We start from the raw sequence: 26,541 nt of genomic DNA on the forward strand, positions 1-26,541 counted from the left end.
CCGCGCCGGGCCGGGCGGCTCTCCGAAGTCCGACCGCGCTCGCGCGGTCGCCGACGAGCACGGCGGACGGCACCGGGCCGGGTGCCGCCGTGATCGTGCGGGATGGTGCCACCGGCTCCGGCGCGCCCGGCGCGCGGGCCGGGTCCGGCGGGGTGTCGCGGCGCACGCCTGCCGCGCGGGCGGCGACGGGCCGCGCGGCGGGCGGCGACCGACGCCGCCGCCGCTCTCCGGGTTTCGGACATCCGCCACCACCACCTTCCGGCGACGAGTTCACCGGAAAGTGCCGCGCACGCGCATCGGACCGAGGTCTCACGGCGGTCAGACCTTGGTCGTACCGGGGACCGGCAAAAGTCAGGGGCGGACCCCGGTGGTCCGCCCCCGAGACCCCGACCCACCCCGTCGGGGTCGGCCGGCGGCCGGCTCAGCAGTCGTCGTAGACGCCCTTCTTGGCGAACCCGAGGAATCGGGTCCACTGGCCGGCGTCGAAGTCGAGCGCACCGCCGGTCAGGTTCTTCGAATCCCGCACCGCCGCGCCCGAGCGGATCAGCGCGACCTCCACGCAATCCGGCCCGGAGGCGGACGAACGCCTGCTCTTGCGCCACTCCTGCTGCATCGGCTGTTCACTCCCCGTCGGCGAGAAGTTCGCGCGCGACCTGCTCGATCAGCACCGCCGACGCGGCCGGGTCCAAGGACGACGCGGCCAACCGCGCGAACATGTCGGTATACCTGGCGACGTCGGACGGCTCTTCCAGGTAGACGTCACCACGCACGCTTTCGAGGTATACCAGGTCCGCGTCGAACTTCTCGGGGAAATTGAGGACGACAAACGGCCCGTCCATCGCCGAATGACCGCCACGGGTGAATGGGGTGACCTGAAGAGTGACATTGTCGAGTTTTCCGACTTCATTCAGTCGCGTGAGCTGCTCGCGCATCACGGCCGTCCCGCCGACGCGCCGGCGCAGCGCGGCTTCGTCGATCACCACGTGCAGCGCGAGCGGGTCCTCCTCGGCGAGCAGCGCCTGGCGCGCGGTGCGCAGCCGGACCCGGCGGTCGACCTCGTCGGGCGGCGCGCCGGGCAGGACGTCGGCGATCAGCGCCCGGGTGTAGCCCTCGTGCTGGAGCAGGCCGGGGATCATCAGGCCCTGGTAGGTGCGCACCGACCCGGCGTCGGCCTCGAACCCGACGTACCGGCTGGGCACCAGGTCGCCGAACTCGTCCCACCACCCCTTGCGGCGGGCCTCCCGGGCGAGCTGGACCAGCTCGCCCGCGATCCGCTCGTCCGCGCCGTACGCGGAGAGCATGTCCCGGACGTCGCGCGGGGTGACCCCGACCCGGCCCGTCTCGATGCGGCTGATCTTGGACGCGGAGCACTCCAGCCGTGCGCCGACCTCCTCGATGGTGAGCCCGGCGGCTTCGCGCAGCCGGCGCAGCTCGCCGACGAGCCGACGCCTGCTCAGCGTCGGACTGGTGGCGCGGGGCATCGGTACCTCCTCGTGGGTGGATTAACAGAGTCTGTTGGCGTCCGCTGAACGGGCAAAGAGCCGTCATCCATTCGTGTACTGCAACTTGCAGTCGGCCGGTAGGCGGTCGCAGGCTGCTGGGGCACAACCGCCGAGGGTTTCGGGAAGGAGCGCTGAAGATGGCCGTCACGGTCTTCAGCCAGCTCGACAAGTCGCTGCGCGAACGTTTGGGGACGCTGGTCCGCCTGGCGTCCGCCGGCGACGACGAGACCGCGGTGGAGCTCGCCCGCTCCGAACTGCCCCGCCTGGTGGCGGCGCTGAGGGCGTTGCTGGACGGGCACCGCCCCGACGAGCACGGCCGGTGCCCGACCTGCCGGACGAGCCGTTGGACCCGCCGGCTGCCCGCGCCCTGCCGGGCGTACCTGGGCGCGCAGCTCGCGCTGACCGTGGCGGCGGAAACGCCCGGCCGGCGCAAGCACCTGCGCAGCGCGGTCTAGCCGGCCCACGGACGAGCGGGTCACCCCCCGCTCCGCGCCGGGCGGCGCGTCTCCCCCCGATGATCAAGACCCCATCCGCGCCGCCCGTCCGCACCCGCGGCGGAACCGACCTCGAACCCCCCGACCGGGGCCGGTTCCGCCGCGGACCCCCACCGGGCTCAGGCCCGCACCGGTTCCAGGCCGTCGCGTTCCGGGTCGACCAGGTAGACGCGGGCCGCGGAGATGTCGAAGTACATCCCCACCAGCCGCAGCGAACCCGCCGCCACCGCCTCGCGCACGCTCCGGTGCGCCAGCAGGTTGTCGAGCTGCTGGGCGACGTTCGCCACCGCCAGCCGCTCCACCACCGGCAGCCCGGTCGCGCCCGGCGCGTGGAACCGGATCAGGCTCGACTCGGCCGCGCGCAGCCATGACCGCAGATGCGACCCGGGCCGCGCCGACCCGTTGACCAGGGCCTTCATCGCGCCGCAGTCGGAGTGCCCGCACACCGCGATGGTGTCCACGGCGAGCACCTCCACCGCGTACTCGACCGCCGCGCCCACCGAGTCGTCGCCGCCCACCGGCACCAGGTTGCCGATGTTGCGCACGCAGAACAGGTCCCCCGGCCCGCTGGTGGTGATCAGGTTCGGCACCACCCGGGAGTCCGCGCAGGTGATGAAGAGCTGGCGGGGGCTCTGCCCGCGCACCGCCAGCTCCGCCAGGAACGGCCGGACCAGCGGCGCGGCCGAGCGCTCGAACTCGTGCATGCCGCGCAGCATCGGGTCGGCGTCCTCGCGCGGCCGGGGCAGCGCCACGGCCCGCCGCTGCTGCCAGTGCGACCACGGCGCGAACCAGCGGGGCAGGGGCGACAGCGGGGTCTTGCTCAACGCCGGGATGCCGCGGGCCGCCTTGGAGAACCACGTGTCGTGCACCTCGTCCACCTCGACCTGCCCGCCCAGCCGGACGTACCCGGTCCGCCAGTCGTCGATCGCCTCGAACGCCCCGTGGTCGAGGAAGTCGATGTGCAGCTCCAGCACCACCCGCCGGCCGGGCGGGATCGCCCGCAGGTCGCGCACCAGCCGGCCGACGCCGAGGAACACCAGCGAACCCCGGATCACCACCCGCCAGCCGTCCGGCTCCTCGGCGACGCGCACCGTGCTGTGCGTCAGCCGGCACAGCGACCGCAGCGCCGCCGCCGCGACGCCCAGCAGCACGCCTTCGACCAGGCCCAGCGCCACCACGCCCGTCGCGGTGACCGCGTAGGCGGTGAACTCGCCGTGCCGCCACAGGGTCTTCATCCGCCGCGCGCTCACCAGCCGCACGCCCACCACGAGCAGCACCCCGGCCAGCGCGGCCAGCGGGATGCGCTCCAGCAGCGAGCCCAGGGCCAGCACGAACACCGCGATCCACACGCCGTGCAGCACGGTCGACGCCCGCGACCGCGCCCCGGCGGCCACGTTGGTCGACCCGCGCGCGATGCCGCCGTTGACCGGCAGCCCGCCGAGCGCCCCGGCGACGGTGTTGGCGATGCCCTGCGCGACCAGCTCGCGGTCGAGGTCGGCGCGCGGCCCGTCGTGCAGCTTGTCCACGGCCACCGCGGACAGCAGGGACTCGACGGCCGTCACCACGGCCACGGTCAGCACGGCGAACGCGATGCCCAGGACGGTCCCCTCCGGCATCCTCGGCAGCACGATCGAGCCCAGCGACCCGGCGGGCAGGTCGACCCGGGCCACGTCCAGCCCGCTGCCCGCCAGCGTCGCGACCAGCACCGCGACCAGCGGCGCGGGGACGCGGGACGAGCGCGGCACGCGCGGCCACAGCAGCATCGCCGCCACGGCGACCGCGCCGACCAGCAGCGCGGCGAGGTCCGGGGGACCGAGCAGCCGCCCCAGGTTGGTGATCACCGCCGACCCCGGCAGACCGCCCAGCACGACCACGAGCTGCCCGACGGCGATGGTCACGCCGATGCCCGCCAGCAGGCCGTGCACCACGGCCGGCGACAGCGACAGCGCCACCCGGCCGACCTTCGCCAGACCCGCCAGCACCTGCACCAGGCCGGCCCCGACGGTGATCATCGCGGTGGCGGCCCAGCCGTATTCGGCGACCAGCCCGCCGACGATCAGCACCATGCCCGCCGCAGGCCCGCTGACCAGGAGCGGAGCCCCGCCCAGCAGGCCGACCACGACCCCGCCGACGACCGCCGAGACGAGCCCGGCCAGCAGCGGCGCGCCGCTCGCGGCGGCGAAGCCCAGGGACAGCGGGACGGCGATCAGGAACACCACGATCGACGCGGGCAGGTCGAAGCGCAGCACGGACGCCAGACCGCCCGGGGGCCCGGCCGTGGTGTGCTCGCCGGCGTGGGACTTGTTGGGGCGGGGGCGGTTCATCGGACTTCCCTTCGCTGGCCGTGGGCTCGCCACGGTTTCTCCTCGGGCCACGGGGCACCGCCCCGCGCGGTCGGGCGCGGGGTGCGGGTCGTGGTGGAACGGGGGTGCGGCCGGGCTAGGGCCCTAAGGGCAGCAGGAGGCGCGGCCTGGAGGCGTCGAGTTCCGGCTCGGCCTCGGCGCGGTGGTAGGGGGTTGCCACGGTGGCACCTCCGTGTCGGCACAGGGGACGTGTCGGCACAGCCCGCGTCGCACAGCTCGCGTCCCCACCATCATGGGGGGAAGGTCGCGCGCCCGACAGCGGTTCCACCCGGTCGTGTTGATCTTTCCCCCGAACGTCACCCCAGGTGACGGGGGCAGCGCCCGGTTGCCGCGTAGACCCGGTGGACGGCGAACGCGCCGCAACCCGATCCGATGAACACGGCGGCGACGTGACCGACCGCGCCGAACTCCGGGACCGCGCCGAACCACCCGGCGGTCAGCAGCGGGTAGGCGACCAGCGCCGCGAGCCACGGCCCGCGCAGCACCGGCGGCAGCAGCGCGGTCACCGCGCCGGCGGCGGCGAAGGCGACGTAGGTGACCCCCAGGTCGGTGCCCCGGGTCAGGTCGAGGGGGTACGCGCCGGAGCCGATCACGGCGGCGCTCACCAGGGTCGCGCCGACGTGGCCGGCCAGCGCCACGGCCGCCGCGCGCCACGGGCCGACCTCGCGCTCGAAACCGCCCAGGCACAGCGCCACGGCGACCAGCGCGGCCAGGGTGAGCGGCACGCCGTCCCCCGGGTCCAGCACGAACGCGCTGCCCAGCAGGGCGTTCACCGGGTGGTCCGCCAGGTTCGCCGGGTTCGTGCTCAGCGACGCCCGGACCTGCGCCGACATCCCGTCGGCGAAGACGAACCGCATCAGCAGGGCGAGCCCCGCCACGGCGAGCAGGTAGCCCGCCGCGACGGGGTTGCGCCGGAATCGATCGCGCACCAGGCCATGGTCGGACCGGTGGGGTCAGGCGTCCACCTGGGACCGGTCACCTGACCAGCGGGTGTGAAAAGAGCCCGGCCGGTCGACACGGCGGTAGGTGTGTGCTCCGAAGAAGTCCCGCAGGCCTTGGATCAACGACGCGGGCAGCCGCTCCGCGCGCAGACCGTCGTAGTAGGACAGCGCGGACACGAAGCCCGGTGCCGGCACGCCGGCCGTCACGGCCTTGACCACGACCCGCCGCCAGGCCGCCTCGGCGTGCGCCACGGCGTCCCGGAAGTAGTCGTCCACCAGCAGCGACGCCAGTTCCGGTGCCTTGTCGTAGGCTTCCCGAATCCGGTCGAGGAACCGGGCCCGGATGATGCAGCCGCCGCGCCAGATGGTGGCCATCGCGCCCAGGTCGAGGTCCCAGCCGTACTCGGCGCTCGCCGCGCGCATCTGGTCGAAGCCCTGCGCGTAGGCGACCACCTTGGACGCGTACAACGCCTGCCGCACGTCGTCCTCCAGCGAGTCGTCCGGCGCGGGGGTCACCTCGGACGCGCCGAGCGCGGCCCGCACGGCGGTGCGCTGGTCGACCCGGCCGGACAGCGAGCGGGCGAACACCGCCTCGGCGATGCCGGTCACCGGGACGCCCAGCTCCAGCGCCTCCTGCACGGTCCAGCGGCCGGTGCCCTTCTGCTCGGCCTCGTCCGCGATCACGTCGACCAGCGCCGCGCCGGTGTCCGGGTCGGTGTGGCCGAGCACCTCGGTGGTGATCTCCACCAGGTAGGACTCCAGGTCGCCGGAGTTCCAGCTCCGGAACACCTCGGCGATCTCGGCGGCGGTCCGGCCGCCGACCCGGTGCAGCAGGTCGTACGCCTCGGCGATGAGCTGCATGTCGGCGTACTCGATGCCGTTGTGCACCATCTTCACGAAGTGCCCCGCGCCGTCCGGTCCGACGTGCACGCAGCACGGCACGCCGTCCACCTCGGCGGAGATGGCCTCCAGCACCGGCCCGACGTGCGCGTAGGACTCGGCGGACCCGCCGGGCATGATCGACGGCCCGTTGAGCGCGCCCTCCTCGCCGCCGGAGATGCCGGTGCCGACGAAGTGCAGGCCCGCGTCGCGCAGCGCGGCCTCGCGGCGGCGGGTGTCGGCGTAGTGCGCGTTGCCGCCGTCGATCACCATGTCGCCGGGTTCGAGCAGCGGGACCAGGTCGTCGATCACGGCGTCGGTGGGCGCGCCGGCCTTGACCATGATGATGATCTGGCGCGGCGTCCGGAGACTCGCGACGAGCTCCTCCAGGGTCTCGGCGGGCACGAAGTCGCCTTCGTGCCCGTGCTCCTCGACCAGCGCCCGGGTGCGGGCGGAGGTGCGGTTGTGGACGGCTACGCGGAAGCCGTGCCGGGCGAGGTTGCGCGCCAGGTTGCTGCCCATGACGGCGAGCCCGGTGACGGCGATCCGCGCGGGTGCCTCGGAGGTGGTCATGGGCACAGCCTGCCCAATGCCGGCCGAGCGCGCACGTGTGCGCACCCCCTCACCCGTGGCGCTCGCCAACGCGCCGGAATCGGCGTAGTGGGCCGTGAAGGACCGCACCGCTCATTCGGGAGTGGACGGTCGGCAGCACAGCACCACGGCGGTCAGCGCGGCGACCGACCCGCCGAGCACCATCACGGTGGCGGGCGACGTCGCGTCCACCACCACGCCACCTGCCAACGCGCCCAACGACAACGTGGCCTGGAACGACGAGGTGAACACCACCGAGGCCGCCTCCGGCGCGTCCGGCGCGGCCCGCGCGAACCAGGTCTGCGAGCACACCGGGACCGCGCCGTAAGCCAACCCCCACACCACGAGCAGCACCACCGCCCCCGGCCCCGACCCGCCGACGACGGGCAGCGACGTCGTCGCCGCCGCCAGCAGCCCGATCGCCGCCGGGAACGTGCCGCGCCGGTGCGCGCGCGTGCCCGCCACGAAGTTCCCGACCGTCCCGGCCACGCCGTAGACGAGCAGGAACGAGGTGATCGCGGCCGGGCTCGCGCCGGTGACCTCGCGCAGGAACGGCGTGACGTAGGTGTAGGTCGCGAAGTGCGCGAGTACCACCGGGAAGGTGACCAGCAGTCCGACGCGGACCCCCTTGCGCCGCACCAGTCCCCACAACACGGCCGGTCTCGTCACGTTCCGCGCGGGCAGCGGCGGCAGGAACGCCGGCAGCGCCGCGAGCACCCCCAGGGTCACCACGCCCATCGCCGTGAACGCCGCCCGCCACCCCCACAGGTCGCCGAGGAAGGTCCCGGCGGGCACGCCCAGCACCGAGCCCAGCGGCACCGCCGAGAACACCGCGGCGGTGGCCGTGCCGACCCGCTCGGGCGGGACCAGCCGGCCCGCGAGCCCGGCCGCGATCGACCAGAACCCGCCGATCACCAGCCCCACCAGCACGCGCGACACCACCACCACCCAGAACGCGGGCGCGAGCGCGGCGAGGAAGTCCGCCACCGCGAGCAGCAGGGTCAGGCCGCAGAGCACCGCCCGCCGGTCCAGCCGCCCGGTGGTGGCGGTGACCGCCGGCGCGGCGACGGCCGCCACGATCCCCGGCGTCGTCATCATCAGCCCGGCCGTACCGGCGGACACGCCGAACTCGGCGGCCATCGGGTTGAGCAGGCCGATCGGCAGGATCTCGGTGGTCACGACGGAGAAGATCCCGGCGGTGACCGCGCCGACGGCGGGCCAGGACCGGTTCCGGGTGGTGGTGGGCACGGCGGTCAGCCCACCAGCCGGCCCCCACCCGGGTCTGGCGGAAACACGACGGTCACGTGCCCCCCGGACCGGACCATCGTGCCCCCACCGCCGAACTCCCGCCGAGCGCGGCCCGCCCGTCCCGGTCGGGCCTCAGGCCGCGAGGACGGACGCCGCCATGCCGATCAGCGCCGTGCCGCAGAGCCGCTCGAACACCGGCCGCACCCTCGGCCGGCTCAACAGCCGGGCCAGCCGGCCCGCCAGCGGCACCACGCACGTCCAGAACGCGGCGAACACGCCGACCGTGACGGCGGACAGCAGGGCCGCCTGGGGCAGCGGCGGCGCGGTCGGGTCCATCGCCTGCGGGATGAGGCTCAGGAAGGTCAACATCACCTTGGGGTTCAACAGGTCGCACAGCACGCCGCGCAGGAACACCGACTTGTGCGACGGCGCGGCGACCGCGTGGGCCGTCCGGCGGGACCGCAGCGTCATCACGCCCAGGTACAGCAGGTAGACCGCGCCGACCGCCTTCACCGCCCACAGCGCCGGCGGCGCGGCGGCCACGAGCGCGGACAGGCCGAGCGTGGCGAGGGTCCCGTGCACGATCAGGCCGGTCATCACGCCCAGCGCGGTCAGCGCGCCCAGCCGCACGCTGCGCACGGCGTTTCCGGTGACCAGGACGAAGTCCGGGCCGGGGACGATCGTGATCACCACGAGCGCCAGCAGGAAGGAGGTCCAGGCGATGTGCACGGCGGGATCTTCCGGTCGAAGTTCGGTGCGGTACCAGCACTTCGATAGGATGTTCGGTTGTGACGGACGTAGCCGAACTGGATTCGGTTGACTGGCGCATTCTGGAGGAGTTGCAGAACGACGCCACGCTGCCCAACCGGACCCTGGCCGAACTGGTCGGGCTCGCGCCCTCGACGTGCCTGCAACGGGTGCGCCGGCTGCGTGGACTCGGCGTGATCACGGGGTTCCACGCGGTGGTCGACCCGAGCCTGACCGGCCTGCCGCTGGAGGCGGTGGTGTCGGTCAACGTCCGCCCGCACACCCGGCCCGTGGTGGCCGCCTTCCGGGCGTACGTGATGGCCCAGCCGGAAACCCGCTCGCTGTTCCACGTCAGCGGCCAGGCGGACTTCCTGGTGCACATCGCGGTCGCGGACAGCACGCACCTCCAGGCGTTCCTGGTGGACAAGATCGCGTCCCGCACCGAGGTCCGGAACCTGACCAGCTCCGTCGTCCTGGAACGCGTGGAGACCCGCGCCCTCACCCCGCCCCACGACCAGCGCCCCACCCACCGCCGCCGCCGCGTGCCCTGAGCGCGGCATCACCCGGAGGCGAGGGCGAGCAACCGCTCGCCCAGGTCGTCCACCTTCGCCCCGTCGGCGTTCGCCAGCACGGCGACCGTGACCTTGGCCTCGATGTTCACCCCGCTCCACGCTTCGAACCCCGGTAACGCGCCGGACGCGTGGATTCCCCGCACCGAGGAGACGTCGCGGAAGACCACGCCGTACCCCTGCTTGCCTCCCCGGCCCACGCCCACGCTCACGTACGACGGGCTCCTCAGCCTGTCCCACGACTCGGCCCAGGTGCCCGGGGCCGTCCCGGCCACCAGGTGGTTGTTCCAGACCCCCAGGTCCGCGGCGGTGGTGGACAGGGCGAGGTCCGCGAACCGGGGCGCGGGCGACGGGGCGACGGGGCGCTGCGCGTCGGCGTGCCCCACGGCCCGGCTCTCCGGGTCGTCCTGGCCCCCGGTGGCCGTGGTCGCGCCCATCCCCAGCGGCTCCAGGATGGTGGACCGCACGTACTGCCCGTACGGCTGTGCCGCGAGGGCCTCGATCAGCGCGCCCAGCACGACGTAGTCGCTGGCGCTGTACTTCCACTTCCCGGGTGCCCGCTCGACCGGCGCGCGCTGCAACCGCTCGACGAACGCCAGGTGCGACAGCCCGTTCCCGTCCGGCGCGGCGAGACCGGAGACGAGGTAGTCGGGCAGTCCCGAGGTGTGCAGCAGCAGGTTGTCCACGGTGATCGCCTGCCACCCGGGCACGCAGGTCGGCAAGTGGCGGCACACCGGGTCGGTCAGCGTCAGCCGGCGGGTGGACTGGAACTCGAGCACCGCGAAGGCGGTGACCTGCTCGGTCATCGCCCCGGCCCGGAAGCGGGTGCGCGGGGTGTTCGCGCGCGACGTGGCGGTGTCGGCCATCCCGTACGCCTCGGACAGCAGCCGCTCGCCGTGGCGGCGGACGTCCACGACCCCCCGGAACCCCTCCCGCTTCAACTCCTGGTGGAACTCGTTGATCCGCTGCCCCCGGAGGACTTCGGCCCGGCTCGGCTCCTCGATCACGCCGCCGGAGCACCCCGCGAGCAGCGCCACCAGACACCCGAACACCCACGGCGCGCGACGCCCGTTCCCCATCCCCACCCCATGTCCTCGTTCGTCGAGGTCGGCGGACCCGAGCGCGACCTCTCGGGCTGGGACGCGCGCGGGGGGTGAATTGTTCCACCGCGAGCGAACTTCCGTCGCGCACGGCGCGCGGGCCGTGCGCAGCGCGATCATGCCCGGACGGGCGAGCCGGCCCGGCGGAGCGCCGGTTAGCGTGCGGGTATGCAGCCTGACGAGTTCCGCCGGATCGGCCACGAGGTGATCGACTGGATCGCCGACTACCGCGAACGGGTCGGCGACCTGCCGGTGCGTTCCCAGGTCGAGCCCGGCTGGGTGAGGTCACAGCTCGCCCCGATCCCCGAGCGGGGCGAGGGCTTCGCCGGCCTGCTCGACGACCTGGACCGGGTGGTGGTGCCGGGCACGACCCACTGGCAGCACCCCGGTTTCTACGCGTACTTCCCGTCCAACTCCTCCCTGCCGTCGGTGCTCGGCGACCTGCTGTCGTCCGGTCTCGGCGTGCAGGGGATGCTGTGGTCCACCTCCCCCGCCTGCACCGAGGTGGAGCAACACCTGATGGACGAGCTGGTGGGCGCGATGGGCCTGCCGGAGCGGTTCACCGGCGGCGGGGTCATCCAGGACACCGCGTCCAGCGCCGCGCTGGTGGCGATGCTCGCCGCGCTGCACCGGGGTTCCGCCCGCTGGCGTCAGTCCGGTGTGGACGGTGACGAGACGGTGTACGTGTCGTCCCAGACGCACTCGTCGATCGAGCGCGCCGCGCGCCTGGCCGGGCTCGGCGAGGAGGCGGTCCGGGCGATCGGCGTGTCGCCGGACGCGCTGTCGATGGACGTCCGGGCGCTGGCCGCGCAGATCCAGTCCGATGTGGACAACGGACGCCGACCGGTCCTGGTGTGCGCCACCATCGGCACCACGGGCACCGGCGCGGTCGACCCGGTGCGGGAGATCGCGGAGGTCTGCGCCAGGTACGGGATCTGGCTGCACGTCGACGCGGCGTGGGCCGGGCCGGCGGCGCTGTGCCCCGAGCAGCGGCACCTGTTCGACGGCCTGGAGCACGCGGACTCGTTCTGCGCCAACGCGCACAAGTGGATGCTGACCGCGTTCGACCTGTCGCTGTTCTGGACCGCGCACCCGGAAGTGCTGGTGGACGCGCTGACCATCCTGCCGGAGTACCTGCGCAACAGCGCGACCGAATCGGGCGCGGTGGTCGACTACCGGGACTGGCAGATCCCGCTGGGACGGCGGTTCCGCGCGTTGAAGCTGTGGTCGGTGCTGCGGTGGTACGGCTGGGAGGGCGTGCGGGCGCACCTGCGCGGCCACGTCGAACTGGCCGGGCTGCTGGAGTCGTGGGTCTCGGCGGACGAGCGGTGGGAACTGGTCGTGCCGCGCTCGCTGTCCCTGGTCACCCTCGCCCACCGCGACGGCGACGACGCCACCCGGGCGGCGATGGACGCGGTCAACGCGGAGGGCAGCGCGTTCCTGACCCACACGGTGGTGAACGGCCGGTTCGCGGTGCGCGTGGCGATCGGCGCGGAAGCGACCCAGGAGCACCACGTGCGCGCGATGTGGGAGGCGCTCCGCAGCGCGTAGTCCCCCGGCGTCGGTCCGCGCAGGTCGGGGCGGTGGCCGGAGACGGACGAAGGGTGTTCAAGATCAGTTCGTGAGGACCGACCCGGACACCCTTCGCACCGCACTCCGGGTCGAGGTCGACGACCACCAGCCCGGCTCGCGCCTTGCTCGCCTAGCGGGTCAGCAGGGCGGGAAGGTCGAGCGCCAGCGGGAACGGACTCCGGACCTCGATCTTCCCGGTGCCCCCGGCGACGTAGTCGTAGAAGCCGTCGGCCAGGGTGAACGCGGTCAGCGCGACCGGGTCGTCCAGTTCGAGCAGCCAGTAGTGCGGGATGCCCGCTTCGGCGTACTCGACCGGCTTCACGATCCGGTCCAGCCGACCGGTGCCGGGCGCGACGACCTCGATCGCCACCAGCACGTCCGCGACGTCGAGCCGCGCCGGCCCCGCCGCCGCCCGCTCGGCCGCGACCACCACGAGGTCGGGCACCCGCACGGTGGCCGGGTGGACCGGGTCCAGCTCGACCTGCCGCGCCGGCACCACGACGACACCACCGGGCAACTGCGCGCCCAACCGGTCACCGAGCCGCTCGACCGCCGCCCGGTGCGCCGGCGCGGGCAGCGGCACCGCGCACAGCACGCCCTCCACCAGCTCGACGTGGTGCGTCCCGACCTCGGGCAGCGCGTCCCACTCGGCCAACGTCAGGAGGTGATCCGACCACTGCACGAGACTCCCCACGAGCACCTCTACGGCAGGACGCGCAACAGCCCTTCCTGCACCACCGTCGCCACCAGACGTCCGTCCTGGGCGTAGAACTTCCCGGTGGCCAGCCCGCGCGCCCCGGACGCCGACGGCGACTCGCAGTCGTACAGGAACCACTCGTCGGCCCGGAAGCGGCGGTGGAACCACAGCGCGTGGTCCAGGCTCGCCCCCAGCACCTTGTCCGTGCCCCAGTACACGCCGTGGCGCACGAGCACCGAATCCAGCAGCGTCAGGTCCGACGCGTACGCCAGCACGCACACGTGCAGCAGGTCGTCGTCCGGGAGCTTGCCGCCCGCCCGCATCCACACCTGACTGCGCGCCTCGCCCGGCCCGTCCTCGCGCGCCCGCCACGGCGGCTCGGTCACGTACCGGATGTCGATCGGCCGGGGCAGCCGGGCCATGCCGACCTTCTCCAGGTACCCGGCCGCCGACTCGGCGTAGGTCGGCAGCTCCTCGGGGCCGGGCACGTCGGGCATCGCCTCGAAGTGGTCCATGCCCGGTTCGTCGAGCTGGAACGACGCGGACAGCGTGAAGATCGCCTTGCCGTGCTGCACGGCCACCACGCGACGGGTGGTGAACGACCGCCCGTCCCGGACCCGGTCCACCTCGTACACGATCGGGACCGTCGGGTCGCCGCCCCGGATGAAGTACGAGTGCAGCGAGTGCACCCGGCGCTCCGGCGGGACCGTCCGGCCGGCCGCGACCAGGGCCTGGCCCGCCACCTGGCCGCCGAACACCCTCATCGGGGACTCGGCGGGCGACACGCCCCGGAAGATGTTCTCCTCGATGCGCTCCAGGTCCAGCAGCGCCACCAGGCGGTCCAGCACGGGTTGCCCGTGCGGGACGCCGTCGGTGTCCAGCGGGAGGTCCGCGTATCCGGCGGCAGCGGCGGCGCGGGCGACCTCTGTCACGTCCTACCCCTAAGCGTGGTCGTCCTCTCCGAGCCGGTGGACCCGGATGAGGTTGGTCGAGCCGATGGTGCCGGGCGGGGAGCCCGCCACGACGACGACCAGGTCACCGGGCTGGTACCGGCCGATGTGCAGCATCGACATGTCCACCTGGCGGACCATCTCGTCCGTCGAGTCCACCTTAGGCACGAGGAACGTCTCGGTGCCCCACGTGAGAGCAAGCTGACTGCGCACGCTCTGCTCGGGCGTGAACGCCAGCAGCGGCAGGTGCGTGTGCAGGCGGGCCAGCCGGCGCACCGTGTCACCGGACTGGGTGAAGGCGACGAGGGCCTTGGCGTTCAGCCGCTCGCCGATGTCGCGGGCCGCGTAGGAGATGACGCCCCGCTTGGTGCGCGGCACGTGGGTCAGCGGGGGGACCTGCACGGACTCGGTCTCGACGGCCTCGATGATCCGGCCCATGGTCTTGACCGACTCGATCGCGTACCGGCCGACCGAGGTCTCCCCGGACAGCATCAGCGCGTCCGCGCCGTCCAGCACGGCGTTGGCGACGTCCGAGGTCTCGGCGCGGGTCGGGCGCGAGTTCTGGATCATCGAGTCGAGCATCTGGGTGGCCACGATGACCGGCTTGGCGTTCTCGCGGGCGATCTGGATCGCCCGCTTCTGCACCAGCGGCACGTGCTCCAGCGGCAACTCGACGCCCAGGTCGCCGCGCGCGACCATGACACCGTCGAACGCCAGCACGATGGCTTCGAGGTTGTCCACGGCCTCGGGCTTCTCGATCTTGGCGATCACCGGCCGGCGGCCTTGGCCGACCCGGTCCATCACCTGGTGCACGAGGTCGATGTCGGCGGGCGAGCGCACGAAGGACAGCGCGATGAAGTCCACACCCAGGTCGAGGGCGAACTCCAGGTCGTGGATGTCCTTCTCGGACAGCGCCGGCACGGACACGTCCATGCCCGGCAGCGAGAGGCCCTTGTTGTTGCTGACCTGGCCGCCCTCGGTGACCTCGCACACCACGTCGGGGCCCTCGATGTCGGTGACGACCAGGCCGACCTTGCCGTCGTCCACCAGCAGGCGGTCGCCGACCTTGGCGTCCTTCGAGAGCTCCCGGTAGGTGGTGGACACCCGGTCGTGGGTGCCCTCGACGTCCTCGACGGTCACCCGGACGACGTCACCGGTGCGCCACTCGACGGGGCCGTGGGCGAACCTGCCGAGCCGGATCTTGGGGCCCTGGAGGTCGGCGAGGATGCCCACCGAGCGGCCGGACTCGTCCGATGCGGCGCGGACGAGGTCGTAGACCTGCTTGTGGTCGGCATGGCTGCCGTGGCTGAAATTCATCCGGGCCACGTCCATACCGGCCGCCACCAACTCGTTGACCTTGTCCTCGGTCGCGGTGGCGGGGCCCATCGTACAGACGATCTTCGCGCGTCGACTCACGTTCGGAGAGCCTAGCCCCCTTCACTGGACCGATCAGGATGTACCGGGAAGTAATCTCCCCGAACAGGCACAATCGACCCCGTGGGCCGCAGAATCCTTCCGTTCGTGATCGCGTTGTCGCTCAGCGTCATCATCCTGTTCACCCCCCAGTCAGGTGTGCCGGACTCACCGGCCGGCACCGACAAGGTGGTCCACGTCCTGCTGTTCGCGCTGCTCGCGGCCACCGGGTTGTGGTCGCGCCTGCCCCGGGTCCCGCTGCTCGCGGGCCTGGTCGCCTACGCCGCGCTGTCCGAGGTGCTCCAGTGGCTGATCACCCCGCTGGGGCGCGGCGGGGACGTGGTGGACGGCCTGGTGGACGTGGTGGGCATCGGCGCGGGGTGGCTGGTGGCGCACCTCATGTCCGGCGGTAGCCGACCTCGCTGATCCCGATGTGGTCGGCGCACCACTCCACGAACGGGGTCACCTCGTGCCACGACCGGCGCACCCGGTCCAGGCACCCCGGCTCGTGCAGCACGTCGTCCGGGGGCCAGATGCGCACCAGGTACAGCCGCTTGCGCTTGAGCAGCTCGATCCGGGGGTGCTCGACGTCGATCCCGCGCGGCGCGCGCTTGAGCCGGGCCCCGCGCACCTCCCACCCGTCCCCGGTCAACTCCGCCAGCAACTCCTCCAGGGCCCGCCCGCGCACGTCGTCCAGGACCGACTCGCGGAACCGCGCCAACTGGTCGGAGGCCATCGCGAACGACCCGCCGCCGACGAACAACCCCTCGGGGCTGATCTGGACGTAGTGCGCGCCGCTGCCCCGCCCCGGTTCGACCACCCCGCCGCAGTAGTTCTTGTACGGCGTCTTGTCCTTGCTGAACCGGACGTCGCGGTAGGGCCGGAACACCTTGCCCTTGCCGAATTCCGGTTCCAGCGCGGCGAGCAGCGCCTCCATCGGCGCGCGCACGTCGGACTGGTAGGTGTGCTTGTGGTCGTCCCAGTAAGCCTTGGAGTTGTCGCTCTCCAGCCCGTCGAAGAAGTCGATGGCGTACTCGCCGAAGCCGGTGAATTCCACGGCGGTCAGTTTACGTCCGCCCGGCGGGGCGGACGTGGCGTGGAGTAACCGCCCGGTGTCGGGCGGTGCATAATCGGCGCGTGGGTAGGAAATCGGCGCTGGCCAGTTGGCTGCACGAACTCGACGCTCAGGACATCAAGGACATCCTCGCGCTGCGCAAGGACGCGGCGGACACCCATCCCCACTCGCTGCGCGGGCTGGCCGACGAGCTGACCGCTCCGGCCTCGCTCAAGCGCGCCGTGGACGGCCTCGACCGCGCCTGCCGCGACGTGCTGGACGCGGTGCTCCGGTCGGGCGCGGCGGCGAGCTTCGACACCGTGGCGGAAAGCTTGCGCTGCAACGGGAAATCGTCGCGCGCGGAACTCAAGCGGGCGTTGGGGCGGCTGCGCGCGCTCGCCCTGGTGTGGCCCGTCGACGACGGGTTGCGCGCGGCGGCGGGACTGCGCGCCGCCGACGGCGACCCGCCCCGCCGGATCACCCCGCCACCGCGCGCGCCGCGCCGGACCGGGCAGCGCGCGGAGTTCGCGGACCGCGCGGCGATCGTGCCCGCGACGTCCACTGTGGACGGGGTGACCAGGCTGGTCGAGCTCTGCGACGACGATGTCGTCCCCCTTCGCGGCGGGGTCGGCGTGCGGGAGCTGCGGCGGATCGCGGGCGCGCTGCGGACCGACGAGACGCGCGCCCGGCTGTGGCTGGAACTGGCCGTGGAGGCGCGGTTGCTCGCCGTCGCCGACCAGGAGCGGCGGGTGCTGCCGACGACCAGGTCGGACGGCTGGCGCGGCGGGTCGCCCGCGGACCGGCTGGCGGACCTGGCGGCGGCCTGGCCGCGAATGGCGTGGACGCCCGGGAAACCCCGCCCGGCGCTGGCCGGGCAGGCGTCCGAGTGCGGCGACGCGACCCGGCGGGGCGTGCTGGAGCGGTACGCGGCGCTGACCGGGGGCGAGGCGTTCGAGCACCGCCACGAGGTGGTGGCGGACCTGGTGTGGACCCGGCCGGCCGCGCACGACCCGTCGACCACCGAGGCGGCGCTGGTCGAGGCGGAGACGGTCGGGCTGGTGGCGCTGGGCGCGCTGACCGCGCTGGGCCGGGCCGTGCTGGCCGGTGAGGAGGTGGCGGCCGGGTTCGTGCCGCCCGCCGCCGTCAAGGCCCACCTGAGACCCGATCTCACGGCCGTGGCGGCGGGTCTGCCCGGTCGGGAGCTGAGCGCGGTGCTGGAGCTGGTGGCCGACCCGGTCGAGGGCGGCTGGCGGTTCACCGGGCCCGGCGTGCGGCGGGCGCTGGACGCCGGGCACACCCCTGACGAGGTGCTGGCGCGGCTGGCCGGGGTGGCCGAGCACGGCGTGCCGCCGACCCTGGAGCGGCTGGTCCGCGAGGTGGCGCGGCGGCACGGGCCGCTCACGGTGACCCCGGTGGCCTGCTGCGTGCGCGCCGACGACCCGCAGTTGCTCGACGAGATCACCCGCCACCGGTCGCTGGGCCCGCTGGACCTGCACCTGCTGGGCCCGACCGTGCTGGCCTCGGCGAAGCCCGCCGGCGAGACGCTGGCGCTGCTGCGCGCCGCCGGCTACGCGCCCACCACGGCCGCGCCGGACGGCCGTTCGGTGCTGGAACGGGTGCCGCGCCGCCGGGTCGAGCCGCCGGGCCGCAAGATCGGGTCGTGGCGGCCGTGGCGCGCGCCGCTGACCGACCAGGAGCTCACCCGGTTGGCGCTGGCCCTGGTCGAGCGGGAGCGCCCCCGGCCGAGGTCCGTGCCGCCCCTGGTGCGGTCGCACCGGCCGGGCGCGGTCCGCCTGCTGCGCGACCAGTCGCTGGTGCTGCGCGACGCCGAGGTGACGTTGCTGGCCGAGGCGCTGGTCACCGGGACGAGCGTGGAGATCGACGTGGCGTACGGCCCGCGCGCGACGAACCGGCACGTGATCACCCCGGTCGACCACGCGGCGGGCAACCTCACCGCGGAGGACCAGACCGGGGGCGTGCACGAGTTCCCGGTCAGCCACATCCGCTCGGTCCGGTCGCCGCGCTTCCCCGCCACCTCGCGGGGAGTGCCCCCGCTGCGCTCGGGCTGAGGCGGCCGTGCGCTGCTGCCGTGCGCGGCGGCTGTCCCGTGCGGCTGCGGGGCCGCGTGCGTTCAGCCCGCCGACGGGCCGAGCGCGTCTGCTTTGGCAGCGGTCAGGAACCGCCGGCTCTCCTCGAACCCGAGCGCCACCCCGGTCAGCCTGGCCCACACCCGTTCGAACACCGCGACCGACGACTTCTCGTCCAGGTAGCGGAATTCCGCCTGGTTTTCCGGACAGGCGCTGCGCGCCCGTACCCGGCGATGACCGAAGCCCGTGCCGCCGGGGTGTCAGACGACCGCGAGCGGCAGTTGGTTGGGGATCACCGGGGACGGCAGGTCCGACGAGCCGGTCAGGAACCGGTCCACCGCGTTGGCCACCGAGCGGCCCTCCGCGATCGCCCACACCACCAGCGACGCGCCGCGGTGCGCGTCACCGCAGACGAACACGCCCGGGGCCTGCGTCTGCCAGTCCGAACCGCACGAGATCGTGCCGCGCGAAGTGAGCTCGATGCCCAGCCCGCCCAGCAGCGGCAGGTGCTCGACGCCCTCGAAGCCGATCGCCAGCAGGACCAGGTCCGCCGGCAGCACCTCGACCTCCTCCGACGTCGGCACCACCGCGCGCCGGCCGGACGCGTCCTTCTCCACCCGCACCTTGCGCAGCCGGATCTGCTTCACGCGGCCGTGCTCGTCGCCGACGAACTCCTCCACCGCCACCGCGAACTTCCGCTCGCCGGCCTCCTCGTGCGCCGGGTAGCTGCGCAGGATCCACGGCCACACCGGCCACGGCGAGCGCTCGTCGTCGCGCCGGGACGGCGGCTGCGGGTACTGGTCGAGTTGCAGCACCGACGCCGCACCCTGCCGGGTCGCGGTGCCGTAGCAGTCCGCGCCCGTGTCGCCGCCGCCGATGATCACCACGTGCTTGCCCGCCGCGTCGACCACCGGCGGGCCGTCGCCCTCGCACGCGCGGTTGGCGGGCACCAGGTGGTCCATCGCCAGGTGGACGCCGGCCAGCGCGCGGCCGGGCGTCGTGGTGTCGTCCCGGCCGCGCAGCGCGCCCACCGCGAGCACCACGGCGTCGAACCGCTCGCGCAGCTCCTCCACCGCCAGGTCCACGCCGACCTCGCAGCCGGTGACGAACTTCGTGCCCTCCTTGCGGAGTTGCCCCAGCCGCCGGTCGAGGACCTTCTTCTCCATCTTGAACTCGGGGATGCCGTACCGGAGCAGACCGCCCAGGCGGTCGTCGCGCTCGTAGACGGTCACCTCGTGGCCGGCCCGGGTGAGCTGCTGCGCCGCCGCGAGCCCGGCCGGCCCGGAACCCACCACGGCGACCCGCTTGCCGGACGTGACCTGCGCCTGGGTCGGCTGGACCAGGCCCTGGTCCCACGACACGTCCGCGATGGCCTGCTCGACCCGCTTGATCGCGACCGCGCCGCCCGCGTCGTGGCTGATCGCCAGCACGCAGGCCGCCTCGCACGGCGCGGGGCACAGCCGGCCGGTGAACTCGGGGAAGTTGTTGGTGGCGTGCAACCGGTCCGACGCCTGCCCCCAGTCGCCGCGGCGCACCAGGTCGTTCCACTCCGGGATCAGGTTGCCCAGCGGGCAGCCCGCGGAACCGGAGTGGCAGAACGGGACGCCGCAGTCCATGCAGCGCGACGCCTGCGCCCTGACCTGCTTGTCGCGGGTCTCGCCGCCGAGGTCGAGGTAGACCTCGTGCCAGTCGTCCGACCGCTCGGCCGCCGGGCGCTTCGCGGCGTCGGCGCGGGTGTGCTTGAGAAAACCGTACGGGTCAGCCACGAGATGCCTCCATGATCGCCTGGTCGACGTCCCTGCCTTCCGCGCGGGCGAGCCTCATCGCCTCCAGCACGCGCTGGTAGTCACCGGGCATGACCTTGGTGAACGACGCGGACCGCCGGGGCCAGTCGCCGAGCAGCGACGCGGCCACGGCCGATCCGGTGAGCTGGTGGTGCCGCTCCACGACGTCGCGCAGCCGGCGGAGGTCCTCCCCGTCCGGCCGCTGCAACTCCACCATCGCCTGGTTGACCGACGCCGGGTCGAGGTCCAGCACGTAGGCGATGCCGCCGGACATGCCGGCCGCCAGGTTGCGCCCGGTCGGCCCGAGCACCACGGCCCGGCCGCCGGTCATGTACTCGAACGCGTGGTCGCCCACGCCCTCGGCCACCGCGAGCGCACCGGAGTTCCGCACGCAGAACCGCTCCCCGACGCGTCCGCGCAAGAAGATCTCGCCGCTGGTCGCGCCGTAGGCGATCACGTTGCCGGCGATCACCTGCCGCTCGGCGGCGAAGGGCGCGTCCGGGTGCGGTCGCACGACGATCCGCCCGCCGGACAGGCCCTTGCCCACGTAGTCGTTCGCGTCGCCGACCATCTCCAGCGTGATGCCGCGCGGCAGGAACGCGCCCAGCGACTGGCCGGCGGACCCGGTGAACGTCACGTGGATCGTGTCGTCGGGCAGGCCGTCACCGCCGAACCGGCGGGTCACCTCCGCGCCGAGCAGCGTGCCGACCGTGCGGTTGACGTTGCGCAGCGGCAGTTCCAGCCGCACCGGGTGCGCGTCCTCCAGCGCCGCCTCGGAGAGCTGGATGAGCGTGCGGTCCAGCGCCCGCGCCAGGCCGTGGTCCTGCTCGCGGACCCGGCGCTTCGCCGTCCGGTACGGGGTCTCGGGCACCTCGAACACCGGCGTCAGGTCCAGGCCGCCGGCCTTCCAGTGCTCGATCGCGGCGTCGGTCTCCAGCAGCTCGGCGTGGCCGACGGCCTCGTCGATGGTGCGGAAACCCAGGGCCGCCAGGTGTTCCCGGACCTCCTGGGCGAGGAACTCGAAGAAGTTCACCACGTGGTCGGCCTGCCCGGTGAACCGCGCGCGCAGCTCCGGGTTCTGGGTGGCCACGCCGACCGGGCAGGTGTCCAGGTGGCAGACCCGCATCATCACGCAGCCCGCGACGATCAGCGGCGCGGTGGCGAAGCCGAACTCCTCCGCGCCGAGCAGCGCGGCCACCACGACGTCGCGGCCGGTGCGCATCGCGCCGTCCACCTGCACCGTGATCCGGTCGCGCAACCCGTTGAGCAGCAACGTCTGCTGGGTCTCGGCCAGGCCGATCTCCCACGGCGTGCCGGCGTGCTTGAGCGAGTTCAGCGGCGACGCGCCGGTGCCGCCGTCGTGGCCGGAGATCAGCACGACGTCCGCGTGCGCCTTGGCCACGCCCGCCGCGACCGTGCCGACGCCGACCTCGCTGACCAGCTTGACGTGCACGCGGGCCCGCTCGTTGGCGTTCTTCAGGTCGTGGATCAGTTGGGCCAGGTCCTCGATGGAGTAGATGTCGTGGTGCGGCGGCGGGGAGATCAGGCCCACGCCCGGCGTCGAGTGCCGGGTCCGCGCGATCCACGGGTACACCTTGTAGGCGGGGAGCTGGCCGCCCTCGCCGGGCTTCGCGCCCTGCGCCATCTTGATCTGGATGTCGGTGGCGTTGACCAGGTACTCGCTGGTGACCCCGAACCGGCCGGACGCCACCTGCTTCACCGCCGAGCGGCGCTCGGCGTCGTAGAGGCGCTCCGGGTCCTCGCCGCCCTCGCCGCTGTTGGACCGGCCGCCGAGCCGGTTCATCGCGATGGCCAGGGTCTCGTGCGCCTCGGCGGAGATCGAGCCGTAGGACATCGCGCCGGTGTTGAACCGCTTGACGATCGCGCTCACCGGCTCGACCTCGTCGATCGGCACCGGCTCGCGGTCGGTCTTGAACGAGAACAGGCCGCGCAGCGTGCCGCCCTGGCGGGCCAGGCGCTCGACCTCGTCGGTGTAGGCGCGGTAGACGTCCTGCCGGCCGGTCTTCGTCGCGTGCTGCAACAGGAAGACCGTTTCCGGCGAGAACAGGTGCAACTCGCCCTCGCGGCGGTAGGAGTACTCGCCGCCGACCTCCAGCCGGCGGTGCACGCGGTCGGTCGGGTTGTCCGGGTGCGCGCGGCGGTGGCGGAGCGCGACCTCCTCGGCCAGCACGTCCAGCCCCGCGCCGCCGAGCTTGGACACCGTGCCGGTGAAGTACTCGTCCAGCAGCTCGTGGGACAGGCCGACGGCTTCGAAGACCTGGGCCGCGGTGTACGCGCCGACCGTCGAGATGCCCATCTTGGACATGATCTTCAGGGTGCCCTTGACCAGCGCCGAGACGTAGTTGCGGATCGCCTTGCGGGGCTCGATGCCGGTGATCGCGCCCTGCGAGATCAGGTCCTCGATGGTCTCGAACGCCAGGTACGGGTTGACCGCCGCCGCGCCGTAGCCCAGCAGCGCCGCGATGTGGTGCACCTCGCGGGCGTCGCCGGTTTCCACGACCAGCGCGACGCGCAGCCGTTCCTTGGTGCGCACCAGGTGGTGGTGCACGGCGGAGACCAGCAGCAGGGACGGGATCGGGGCCAGCCGGTGGTCCGAGTCGCGGTCCGACAGCACGAGGGTGCGCGCGCCGGCCGCGATCGCCTCGGACGCCTCGCGGCGGACCCGTTCCACCGCCTCCCGCAGCGCCGCGCCGCCACCGCCCACCTCGTACAGTCCACTCAGGACGGTGCAGGCGAAGCCGGGCAGGTCCCCGTCGTCGTTGATGTGGATGAGCTTGGCCAGCTCGTCGTTGTCGATCACCGGGCAGGCCAGCTTGATGTGCCGGCAGCTCACCGGGCCGGGCTCCAGCAGGTTCTGCTCCGGGCCCATCACCCGCGAGACCGAGGTGACGATCTCCTCCCGGATCGCGTCCAGCGGCGGGTTGGTGACCTGGGCGAAGGTCTGCGCGAAGTAGTCGTAGAGCAGCCGGGAGCGCTGGGACAGCGCGGCGACCGGGGTGTCGGTGCCCATCGAGCCGAGCGGCTCCATTCCGCCGACCGCCATCGGGCCGAGCAGGATGCGCAACTCCTCCTCGGTGTAGCCGAAGGTGAGCTGGCGGCGCACCACGGACTCGTGGCTCTGCACCACGTGCTCGCGGTCGGCCAGGTCGGCCAGGTCCAGCAGGCCCGCGTGCAGCCACTCGTCGTAGGGCAGGGCGTCGGCCAGGCCGGACTTGACCTCGTCGTCGTCCACCAGGCGGCCCTCGGCGGTGTCCACCAGGAACATCCGGCCGGGCTGGAGGCGGCCCTTGGCCACCACCCGGTCCGGCGCGACGTCGAGCACACCGGTCTCGGAGGCCAGCACCACGCGGCCGTCGGCGGTCTGCCACCAGCGGGCCGGGCGCAGGCCGTTGCGGTCGAGCACCGCGCCGACCAGCGTGCCGTCGGTGAACGTGACGCAGGCCGGGCCGTCCCACGGCTCCATCAGGGACGCGTGGAACTCGTAGAAGGCGCGCCGCTTCGGGTCCATCGAGGCGTGGTTCTCCCACGCCTCGGGGATCATCATCAGCACCGCGTGCGGCAGCGACCGGCCGCCCAGGTGCAGCAGCTCCAGCACCTCGTCGAACGACGCGGAGTCCGAGCCCTCGGGGTGGCAGATCGGGAACAGCCGGGTCAGGTCGCCCGGGATCAGGTCGCCGGCCAGCAGCGCCTCGCGGGCGCGCATCCGGTTCCGGTTGCCGCGCACGGTGTTGATCTCGCCGTTGTGCGCGACGTAGCGGAACGGGTGGGCCAGCGGCCACGACGGGAAGGTGTTGGTGGAGAAGCGCGAGTGCACCAGGGCGATCGCGCTGGCCAGCCGCTCGTCGCGCAGGTCCGGGAAGAACGCCGGGAGCTGGCCGGTGGTCAGCATCCCCTTGTAGACCAGGGTGCGCGCGGACAGCGACGGGAAGTACGTGCCGACCTGCGCGGCGACTGTCTCATGCTCGACCCGCTTGCGCAGCGCGAAGGTGAGCCGGTCGAGGTCCACTCCCGACCGCCCGCCGGTCGCGGAGCGCACGAAGAGCATCGCGAAGTGCGGCATGACCGACCGGGCGGTGGGTCCGACGTCGGCCGCGTCCGGGTCGACCGGCACGTCGCGCCAGCCGAGGACGTGCAGGCCCTCGTCCTCCGCGATCCGCTCCGCAAGCGCTTGCGCCTTGGCCCGCTCCTTCTCGTCGGCGGGCAGGAACGCGATCCCGGCGGCGTACTCGCCGAGGCCGGGCAGCGCGAAGTCCACGACGGACCGGAGGAACTCGTCGGGTAGCTGGACGAGGATGCCCGCGCCGTCGCCGCTCGTCGGCTCGGCCCCGGCCGCGCCCCGGTGCTCCAGGTTGGCCAGCGCGGTCAGCGCGTCGACCACGATGCCGTGCGACCGCCGCCCCTTGATGTCGGCGACCATCGCCACACCACAGGCGTCACGCTCCGCGCGGGGGTCGTAGAGACCCCGGGCGGTGGGGATGGCGGAGAAGATCACTGCGCAGACCTCCTTCGTCGTCCTGCCGGAAGACGAGTCCTCGTGTCCAGTTCCGGGGAATCCGGTTGCTGGGCACGGGACGACGGTGGCCCGCGTGTTGACGCGACCTTAACAGCCGCGAAACCAGGTGACACCATCCATCGGGTGATCCTGGACGTTGACGCGTAACGATCAAGGTGGGCGTAGCGACGGTGGAGCCGACCTTGTCACGCGCTGTCGAGCATATCCGACCGGGGACCCACGCGCCCGCCCGGGAGAGCTTGGCGACACGCACCACCGGTCTCCCCTGTCACCCCAGGTCGGAGCAAGTTCACTAGGTCGTGTGACGAGCCTGACCCGAAGAGCGGACCGGCCGCGCACCACGGTCCGCCTTCGGCTGTGGACAGCGCCCGTAGCCGCCGCGTCACGCTTCGGAGACGCGCACCGGCGAGCAGCGCGCACGCGGCGGGTCCCGCAGCTCCACCGGCGCGGTGACGGAGCTGCGGGACCCGCTGGCCAGGCGGTCTAGCGGGAGCCCGCCCCCACCGGTTCGCGGGTCTCCTCGTCGTCGGCGTGCTGCCGGTTCATCAGGTCGTCGACGTCCACATCGGACGGGTTGTCCAGGACCTCCCTGAGCCGGTCCCGGTCGAGCTGCCCCTGCCAGCGCGCCACCACGAGCGTGCCCACGCCGTTGCCGATGACGTTGGTGATGGCCCGCGCCTCGGACATGAACCGGTCGATGCCCACGATCAGCGCGATGCCCACGGCCGGGATGGCGCTGTCGGCCTCGAACGCGCTCAGCGAGGCCGCCAGCGTGACCAGGCCCGCGCCCGACACGCCCGCCGCGCCCTTGGACGCCAGCAGCATGAACAGCAGCAGACCGACCTGGGTGCCCAGACCCACGTCGTGGCCGGTCGCCTGGGCGATGAAGATCGCGCCAGTGGTGAGGTAGATGCAGGTGCCGTCGAGGTTGAACGAGTAGCCGGTCGGGATCGTCAACCCCACCACCGACTTGTCCGCGCCGGCTGCCTCCAGCTTGACCAGCATCCGGGGCAGCACCGATTCCGACGAGCTGGTGCCCAGCACGATCAGCAGTTCGTCCTTGAGGTAGCGCAGGAACTTCACGATCGAGAAGCCGGCGCACCACGCGACCCCGCCGAGCACCACGACCACGAACAGCAGGCACGTCGCGTAGAACGAGCCCATCAGCCAGGCGAGCTTGCCCAGGATCGAGCCGCCGAACTTGCCGATGGTGTAGGCGATCCCGCCGAACGCGCCGATCGGCGCGGCGTACATGACGATCCGGATGACGCCGAACATCACCTTGGCGACGGTGTCCAGCGCGGTTACCACCTTCTCACCGCGCTTGCCCAGGCCCGCCACCGCGACCGCGACGAGGATCGCGACCAGGAGCACCTGGATGAGCTGGCCGTCGGTGAACGCGCCGACGAACGACTTCGGCACCAGGGACAGGACGAACCCGGTCACGCCCGTCTCGGCGGTCTTCGCCTCGGCCAGCGTCGTGGACGCGGCCTCGTCGTTGATCGGGATGGCCGGGCCGTGGTGGCCGGGCTGCACGACGTTGACCACCAGCAGGCCGATCACCAGCGCGACCGTGGTCATCGCGGTGAAGTAGAGGATCGTCCGCAGCGCCAGCCCGCCCGCCTTGGCGAGGTTGCCCAGGCCCGCGATGCCGACCACGACGGTGCAGAAGATCGTCGGCGCGATGACGACCTTCACCAGCGCCACGAAGAGGTCCGCGAGCCACTTCAGGCCGGCGGCCTGGGCGGGGAACGCGTAGCCGACGATCACGCCGAGCACGATCGACACCAGCACCCAGAAGTACAGGTGCCGGTGGACCGGTTTGCGCTCACGGGTTCGCGCGGTGGCCACGTCTCCTCCAGGGGTGCCGGTGCGGCAGGGCGCGGTGGTGATCCTGGGCACACCACCGACCTGCGACAAGGCACCCGCCGGAAACTTCAGGTCCCTCTGACGTAACCGGCCGCCCGCTGCGCCGACAGGCCCAGCGACCGCCTCCGGGCGCGCCGACGATCCACC

The 26,541-nt window shown here is 73.1% G+C and carries 20 protein-coding genes; 5 read left to right on the forward strand and 15 right to left on the reverse strand.

Annotated features, from left to right (window positions below):
• Positions 1 to 421: 421 nt before the first annotated feature.
• Positions 422 to 613: a DUF397 domain-containing protein gene (locus AB0G01_RS12995; RefSeq protein ID WP_360943742.1), complete on the reverse strand. Its 192-nt coding sequence runs from the start codon at positions 611 to 613 to the stop codon at positions 422 to 424.
• 7 nt (positions 614 to 620) lie between these two features.
• Positions 621 to 1,481: a helix-turn-helix transcriptional regulator gene (locus AB0G01_RS13000; protein ID WP_360943745.1), complete on the reverse strand. Its 861-nt coding sequence runs from the start codon at positions 1,479 to 1,481 to the stop codon at positions 621 to 623.
• A gap of 158 nt (positions 1,482 to 1,639) precedes the next feature.
• Between AB0G01_RS13000 and AB0G01_RS13005 the strand changes: the two genes are divergently transcribed.
• Positions 1,640 to 1,957: a hypothetical protein gene (locus AB0G01_RS13005; RefSeq protein ID WP_360943748.1), complete on the forward strand. Its 318-nt coding sequence runs from the start codon at positions 1,640 to 1,642 to the stop codon at positions 1,955 to 1,957.
• Positions 1,958 to 2,115: 158 nt separating this feature from the next.
• On the opposite strand, the gene AB0G01_RS13010 is transcribed toward AB0G01_RS13005, so the two are convergent.
• The 5 genes from AB0G01_RS13010 to AB0G01_RS13030 form a co-directional block, all read right to left on the reverse strand.
• Entirely contained in the window at positions 2,116 to 4,320 is a 2,205-nt protein-coding gene (locus tag AB0G01_RS13010; protein WP_360943751.1) for a SulP family inorganic anion transporter, read from the reverse strand.
• 335 nt (positions 4,321 to 4,655) lie between these two features.
• Complete coding sequence (locus AB0G01_RS13015; protein ID WP_360943754.1) at positions 4,656 to 5,288, reverse strand: rhomboid-like protein; 633 nt, start codon at positions 5,286 to 5,288, stop codon at positions 4,656 to 4,658.
• 24 nt (positions 5,289 to 5,312) lie between these two features.
• Positions 5,313 to 6,752 carry an NADP-dependent phosphogluconate dehydrogenase gene (gndA, locus tag AB0G01_RS13020; RefSeq protein WP_360943757.1) on the reverse strand — a complete coding sequence of 480 codons (1,440 nt, stop codon included), beginning with the start codon at positions 6,750 to 6,752 and terminating at the stop codon, positions 5,313 to 5,315.
• Between the two features lie 111 nt (positions 6,753 to 6,863).
• Positions 6,864 to 8,027, reverse strand: a complete 1,164-nt coding sequence (locus tag AB0G01_RS13025) for an MFS transporter (RefSeq protein WP_360945214.1) — start codon at positions 8,025 to 8,027, stop codon at positions 6,864 to 6,866.
• A 123-nt stretch (positions 8,028 to 8,150) separates the two neighbouring features.
• Complete coding sequence (locus tag AB0G01_RS13030; protein ID WP_360943760.1) at positions 8,151 to 8,747, reverse strand: LysE family translocator; 597 nt, start codon at positions 8,745 to 8,747, stop codon at positions 8,151 to 8,153.
• Positions 8,748 to 8,806: 59 nt separating this feature from the next.
• Here AB0G01_RS13030 and AB0G01_RS13035 point away from each other — a divergent pair, with 59 nt between their 5' ends.
• Positions 8,807 to 9,316, forward strand: coding sequence for an Lrp/AsnC family transcriptional regulator (locus AB0G01_RS13035; RefSeq protein WP_360943763.1), 510 nt, complete (start codon positions 8,807 to 8,809; stop codon positions 9,314 to 9,316).
• An 8-nt stretch (positions 9,317 to 9,324) separates the two neighbouring features.
• Here the strand turns inward: AB0G01_RS13035 and AB0G01_RS13040 are convergent, their stop codons facing one another.
• The gene (locus AB0G01_RS13040; protein ID WP_360943766.1) at positions 9,325 to 10,413 is read right to left on the reverse strand and encodes a serine hydrolase domain-containing protein; all 1,089 of its coding nucleotides are present in this window, start codon (positions 10,411 to 10,413) and stop codon (positions 9,325 to 9,327) included.
• Positions 10,414 to 10,602: 189 nt separating this feature from the next.
• Between AB0G01_RS13040 and AB0G01_RS13045 the strand changes: the two genes are divergently transcribed.
• On the forward strand, positions 10,603 to 11,985 hold the full coding sequence (locus AB0G01_RS13045) for an aminotransferase class V-fold PLP-dependent enzyme (protein ID WP_360943769.1): 1,383 nt from the start codon (positions 10,603 to 10,605) through the stop codon (positions 11,983 to 11,985).
• Positions 11,986 to 12,136: 151 nt separating this feature from the next.
• Here the strand turns inward: AB0G01_RS13045 and AB0G01_RS13050 are convergent, their stop codons facing one another.
• The 3 genes from AB0G01_RS13050 to pyk are packed head-to-tail and all read right to left on the reverse strand — an operon-like array spanning position 12,137 to position 15,069.
• The gene (locus AB0G01_RS13050; protein ID WP_360943772.1) at positions 12,137 to 12,700 is read right to left on the reverse strand and encodes a Uma2 family endonuclease; all 564 of its coding nucleotides are present in this window, start codon (positions 12,698 to 12,700) and stop codon (positions 12,137 to 12,139) included.
• A gap of 8 nt (positions 12,701 to 12,708) precedes the next feature.
• Complete coding sequence (gene tesB, locus AB0G01_RS13055; protein WP_360945217.1) at positions 12,709 to 13,584, reverse strand: acyl-CoA thioesterase II; 876 nt, start codon at positions 13,582 to 13,584, stop codon at positions 12,709 to 12,711.
• Between the two features lie 60 nt (positions 13,585 to 13,644).
• Positions 13,645 to 15,069, reverse strand: coding sequence for a pyruvate kinase (gene pyk / locus AB0G01_RS13060; protein ID WP_360943775.1), 1,425 nt, complete (start codon positions 15,067 to 15,069; stop codon positions 13,645 to 13,647).
• A gap of 81 nt (positions 15,070 to 15,150) precedes the next feature.
• Here pyk and AB0G01_RS13065 point away from each other — a divergent pair, with 81 nt between their 5' ends.
• On the forward strand, positions 15,151 to 15,492 hold the full coding sequence (locus AB0G01_RS13065) for a VanZ family protein (protein ID WP_360943778.1): 342 nt from the start codon (positions 15,151 to 15,153) through the stop codon (positions 15,490 to 15,492).
• Here the strand turns inward: AB0G01_RS13065 and AB0G01_RS13070 are convergent.
• Complete coding sequence (locus AB0G01_RS13070; protein ID WP_360943781.1) at positions 15,464 to 16,123, reverse strand: DUF2461 domain-containing protein; 660 nt, start codon at positions 16,121 to 16,123, stop codon at positions 15,464 to 15,466. The two genes, AB0G01_RS13065 and AB0G01_RS13070, sit on opposite strands and share 29 nt — an antisense overlap.
• Before the next feature lie 80 nt (positions 16,124 to 16,203).
• Between AB0G01_RS13070 and AB0G01_RS13075 the strand changes: the two genes are divergently transcribed.
• Positions 16,204 to 18,189, forward strand: a complete 1,986-nt coding sequence (locus AB0G01_RS13075) for a helicase-associated domain-containing protein (protein ID WP_360943784.1) — start codon at positions 16,204 to 16,206, stop codon at positions 18,187 to 18,189.
• Between the two features lie 278 nt (positions 18,190 to 18,467).
• Here the strand turns inward: AB0G01_RS13075 and AB0G01_RS13080 are convergent, their stop codons facing one another.
• The 3 genes from AB0G01_RS13080 to dctA all read right to left on the reverse strand — a co-directional run bounded on the left by AB0G01_RS13080 (position 18,468) and on the right by dctA (position 26,376).
• Entirely contained in the window at positions 18,468 to 19,973 is a 1,506-nt protein-coding gene (locus AB0G01_RS13080) for a glutamate synthase subunit beta (protein ID WP_360943787.1), read from the reverse strand.
• Positions 19,966 to 24,504, reverse strand: coding sequence for a glutamate synthase large subunit (gene gltB / locus AB0G01_RS13085; protein ID WP_360943790.1), 4,539 nt, complete (start codon positions 24,502 to 24,504; stop codon positions 19,966 to 19,968). Before gltB ends, AB0G01_RS13080 begins: the two co-directional genes overlap by 8 nt.
• 504 nt (positions 24,505 to 25,008) lie before the next feature.
• Positions 25,009 to 26,376 (reverse strand): C4-dicarboxylate transporter DctA, encoded by a 1,368-nt coding sequence (dctA, locus tag AB0G01_RS13090; RefSeq protein ID WP_360943793.1) that lies wholly within the window; start codon positions 26,374 to 26,376, stop codon positions 25,009 to 25,011.
• Positions 26,377 to 26,541: the final 165 nt, after the last annotated feature.

Origin of the sequence: Actinosynnema sp. NPDC023587, from assembly GCF_040640215.1 — a bacterium.
In the GTDB taxonomy this organism is placed as follows: Bacteria; Actinomycetota; Actinomycetes; order Mycobacteriales; family Pseudonocardiaceae; genus Actinosynnema.

What these genes read in the sequence shown, in the direction of transcription:
- AB0G01_RS12995 (WP_360943742.1), bottom strand. Translation starts at nt 613, where the DNA reads ATGCAGCAGGAGTGGCGCAAGAGCAGGCGTTCGTCCGCCTCCGGGCCG.
- AB0G01_RS13000 (WP_360943745.1), bottom strand. Translation starts at nt 1,481, where the DNA reads ATGCCCCGCGCCACCAGTCCGACGCTGAGCAGGCGTCGGCTCGTCGGC.
- AB0G01_RS13005 (WP_360943748.1), top strand. Translation starts at nt 1,640, where the DNA reads ATGGCCGTCACGGTCTTCAGCCAGCTCGACAAGTCGCTGCGCGAACGT.
- AB0G01_RS13010 (WP_360943751.1), bottom strand. Translation starts at nt 4,320, where the DNA reads ATGAACCGCCCCCGCCCCAACAAGTCCCACGCCGGCGAGCACACCACG.
- gndA (WP_360943757.1), bottom strand. Translation starts at nt 6,752, where the DNA reads ATGACCACCTCCGAGGCACCCGCGCGGATCGCCGTCACCGGGCTCGCC.
- AB0G01_RS13040 (WP_360943766.1), bottom strand. Translation starts at nt 10,413, where the DNA reads ATGGGGAACGGGCGTCGCGCGCCGTGGGTGTTCGGGTGTCTGGTGGCG.
- AB0G01_RS13045 (WP_360943769.1), top strand. Translation starts at nt 10,603, where the DNA reads ATGCAGCCTGACGAGTTCCGCCGGATCGGCCACGAGGTGATCGACTGG.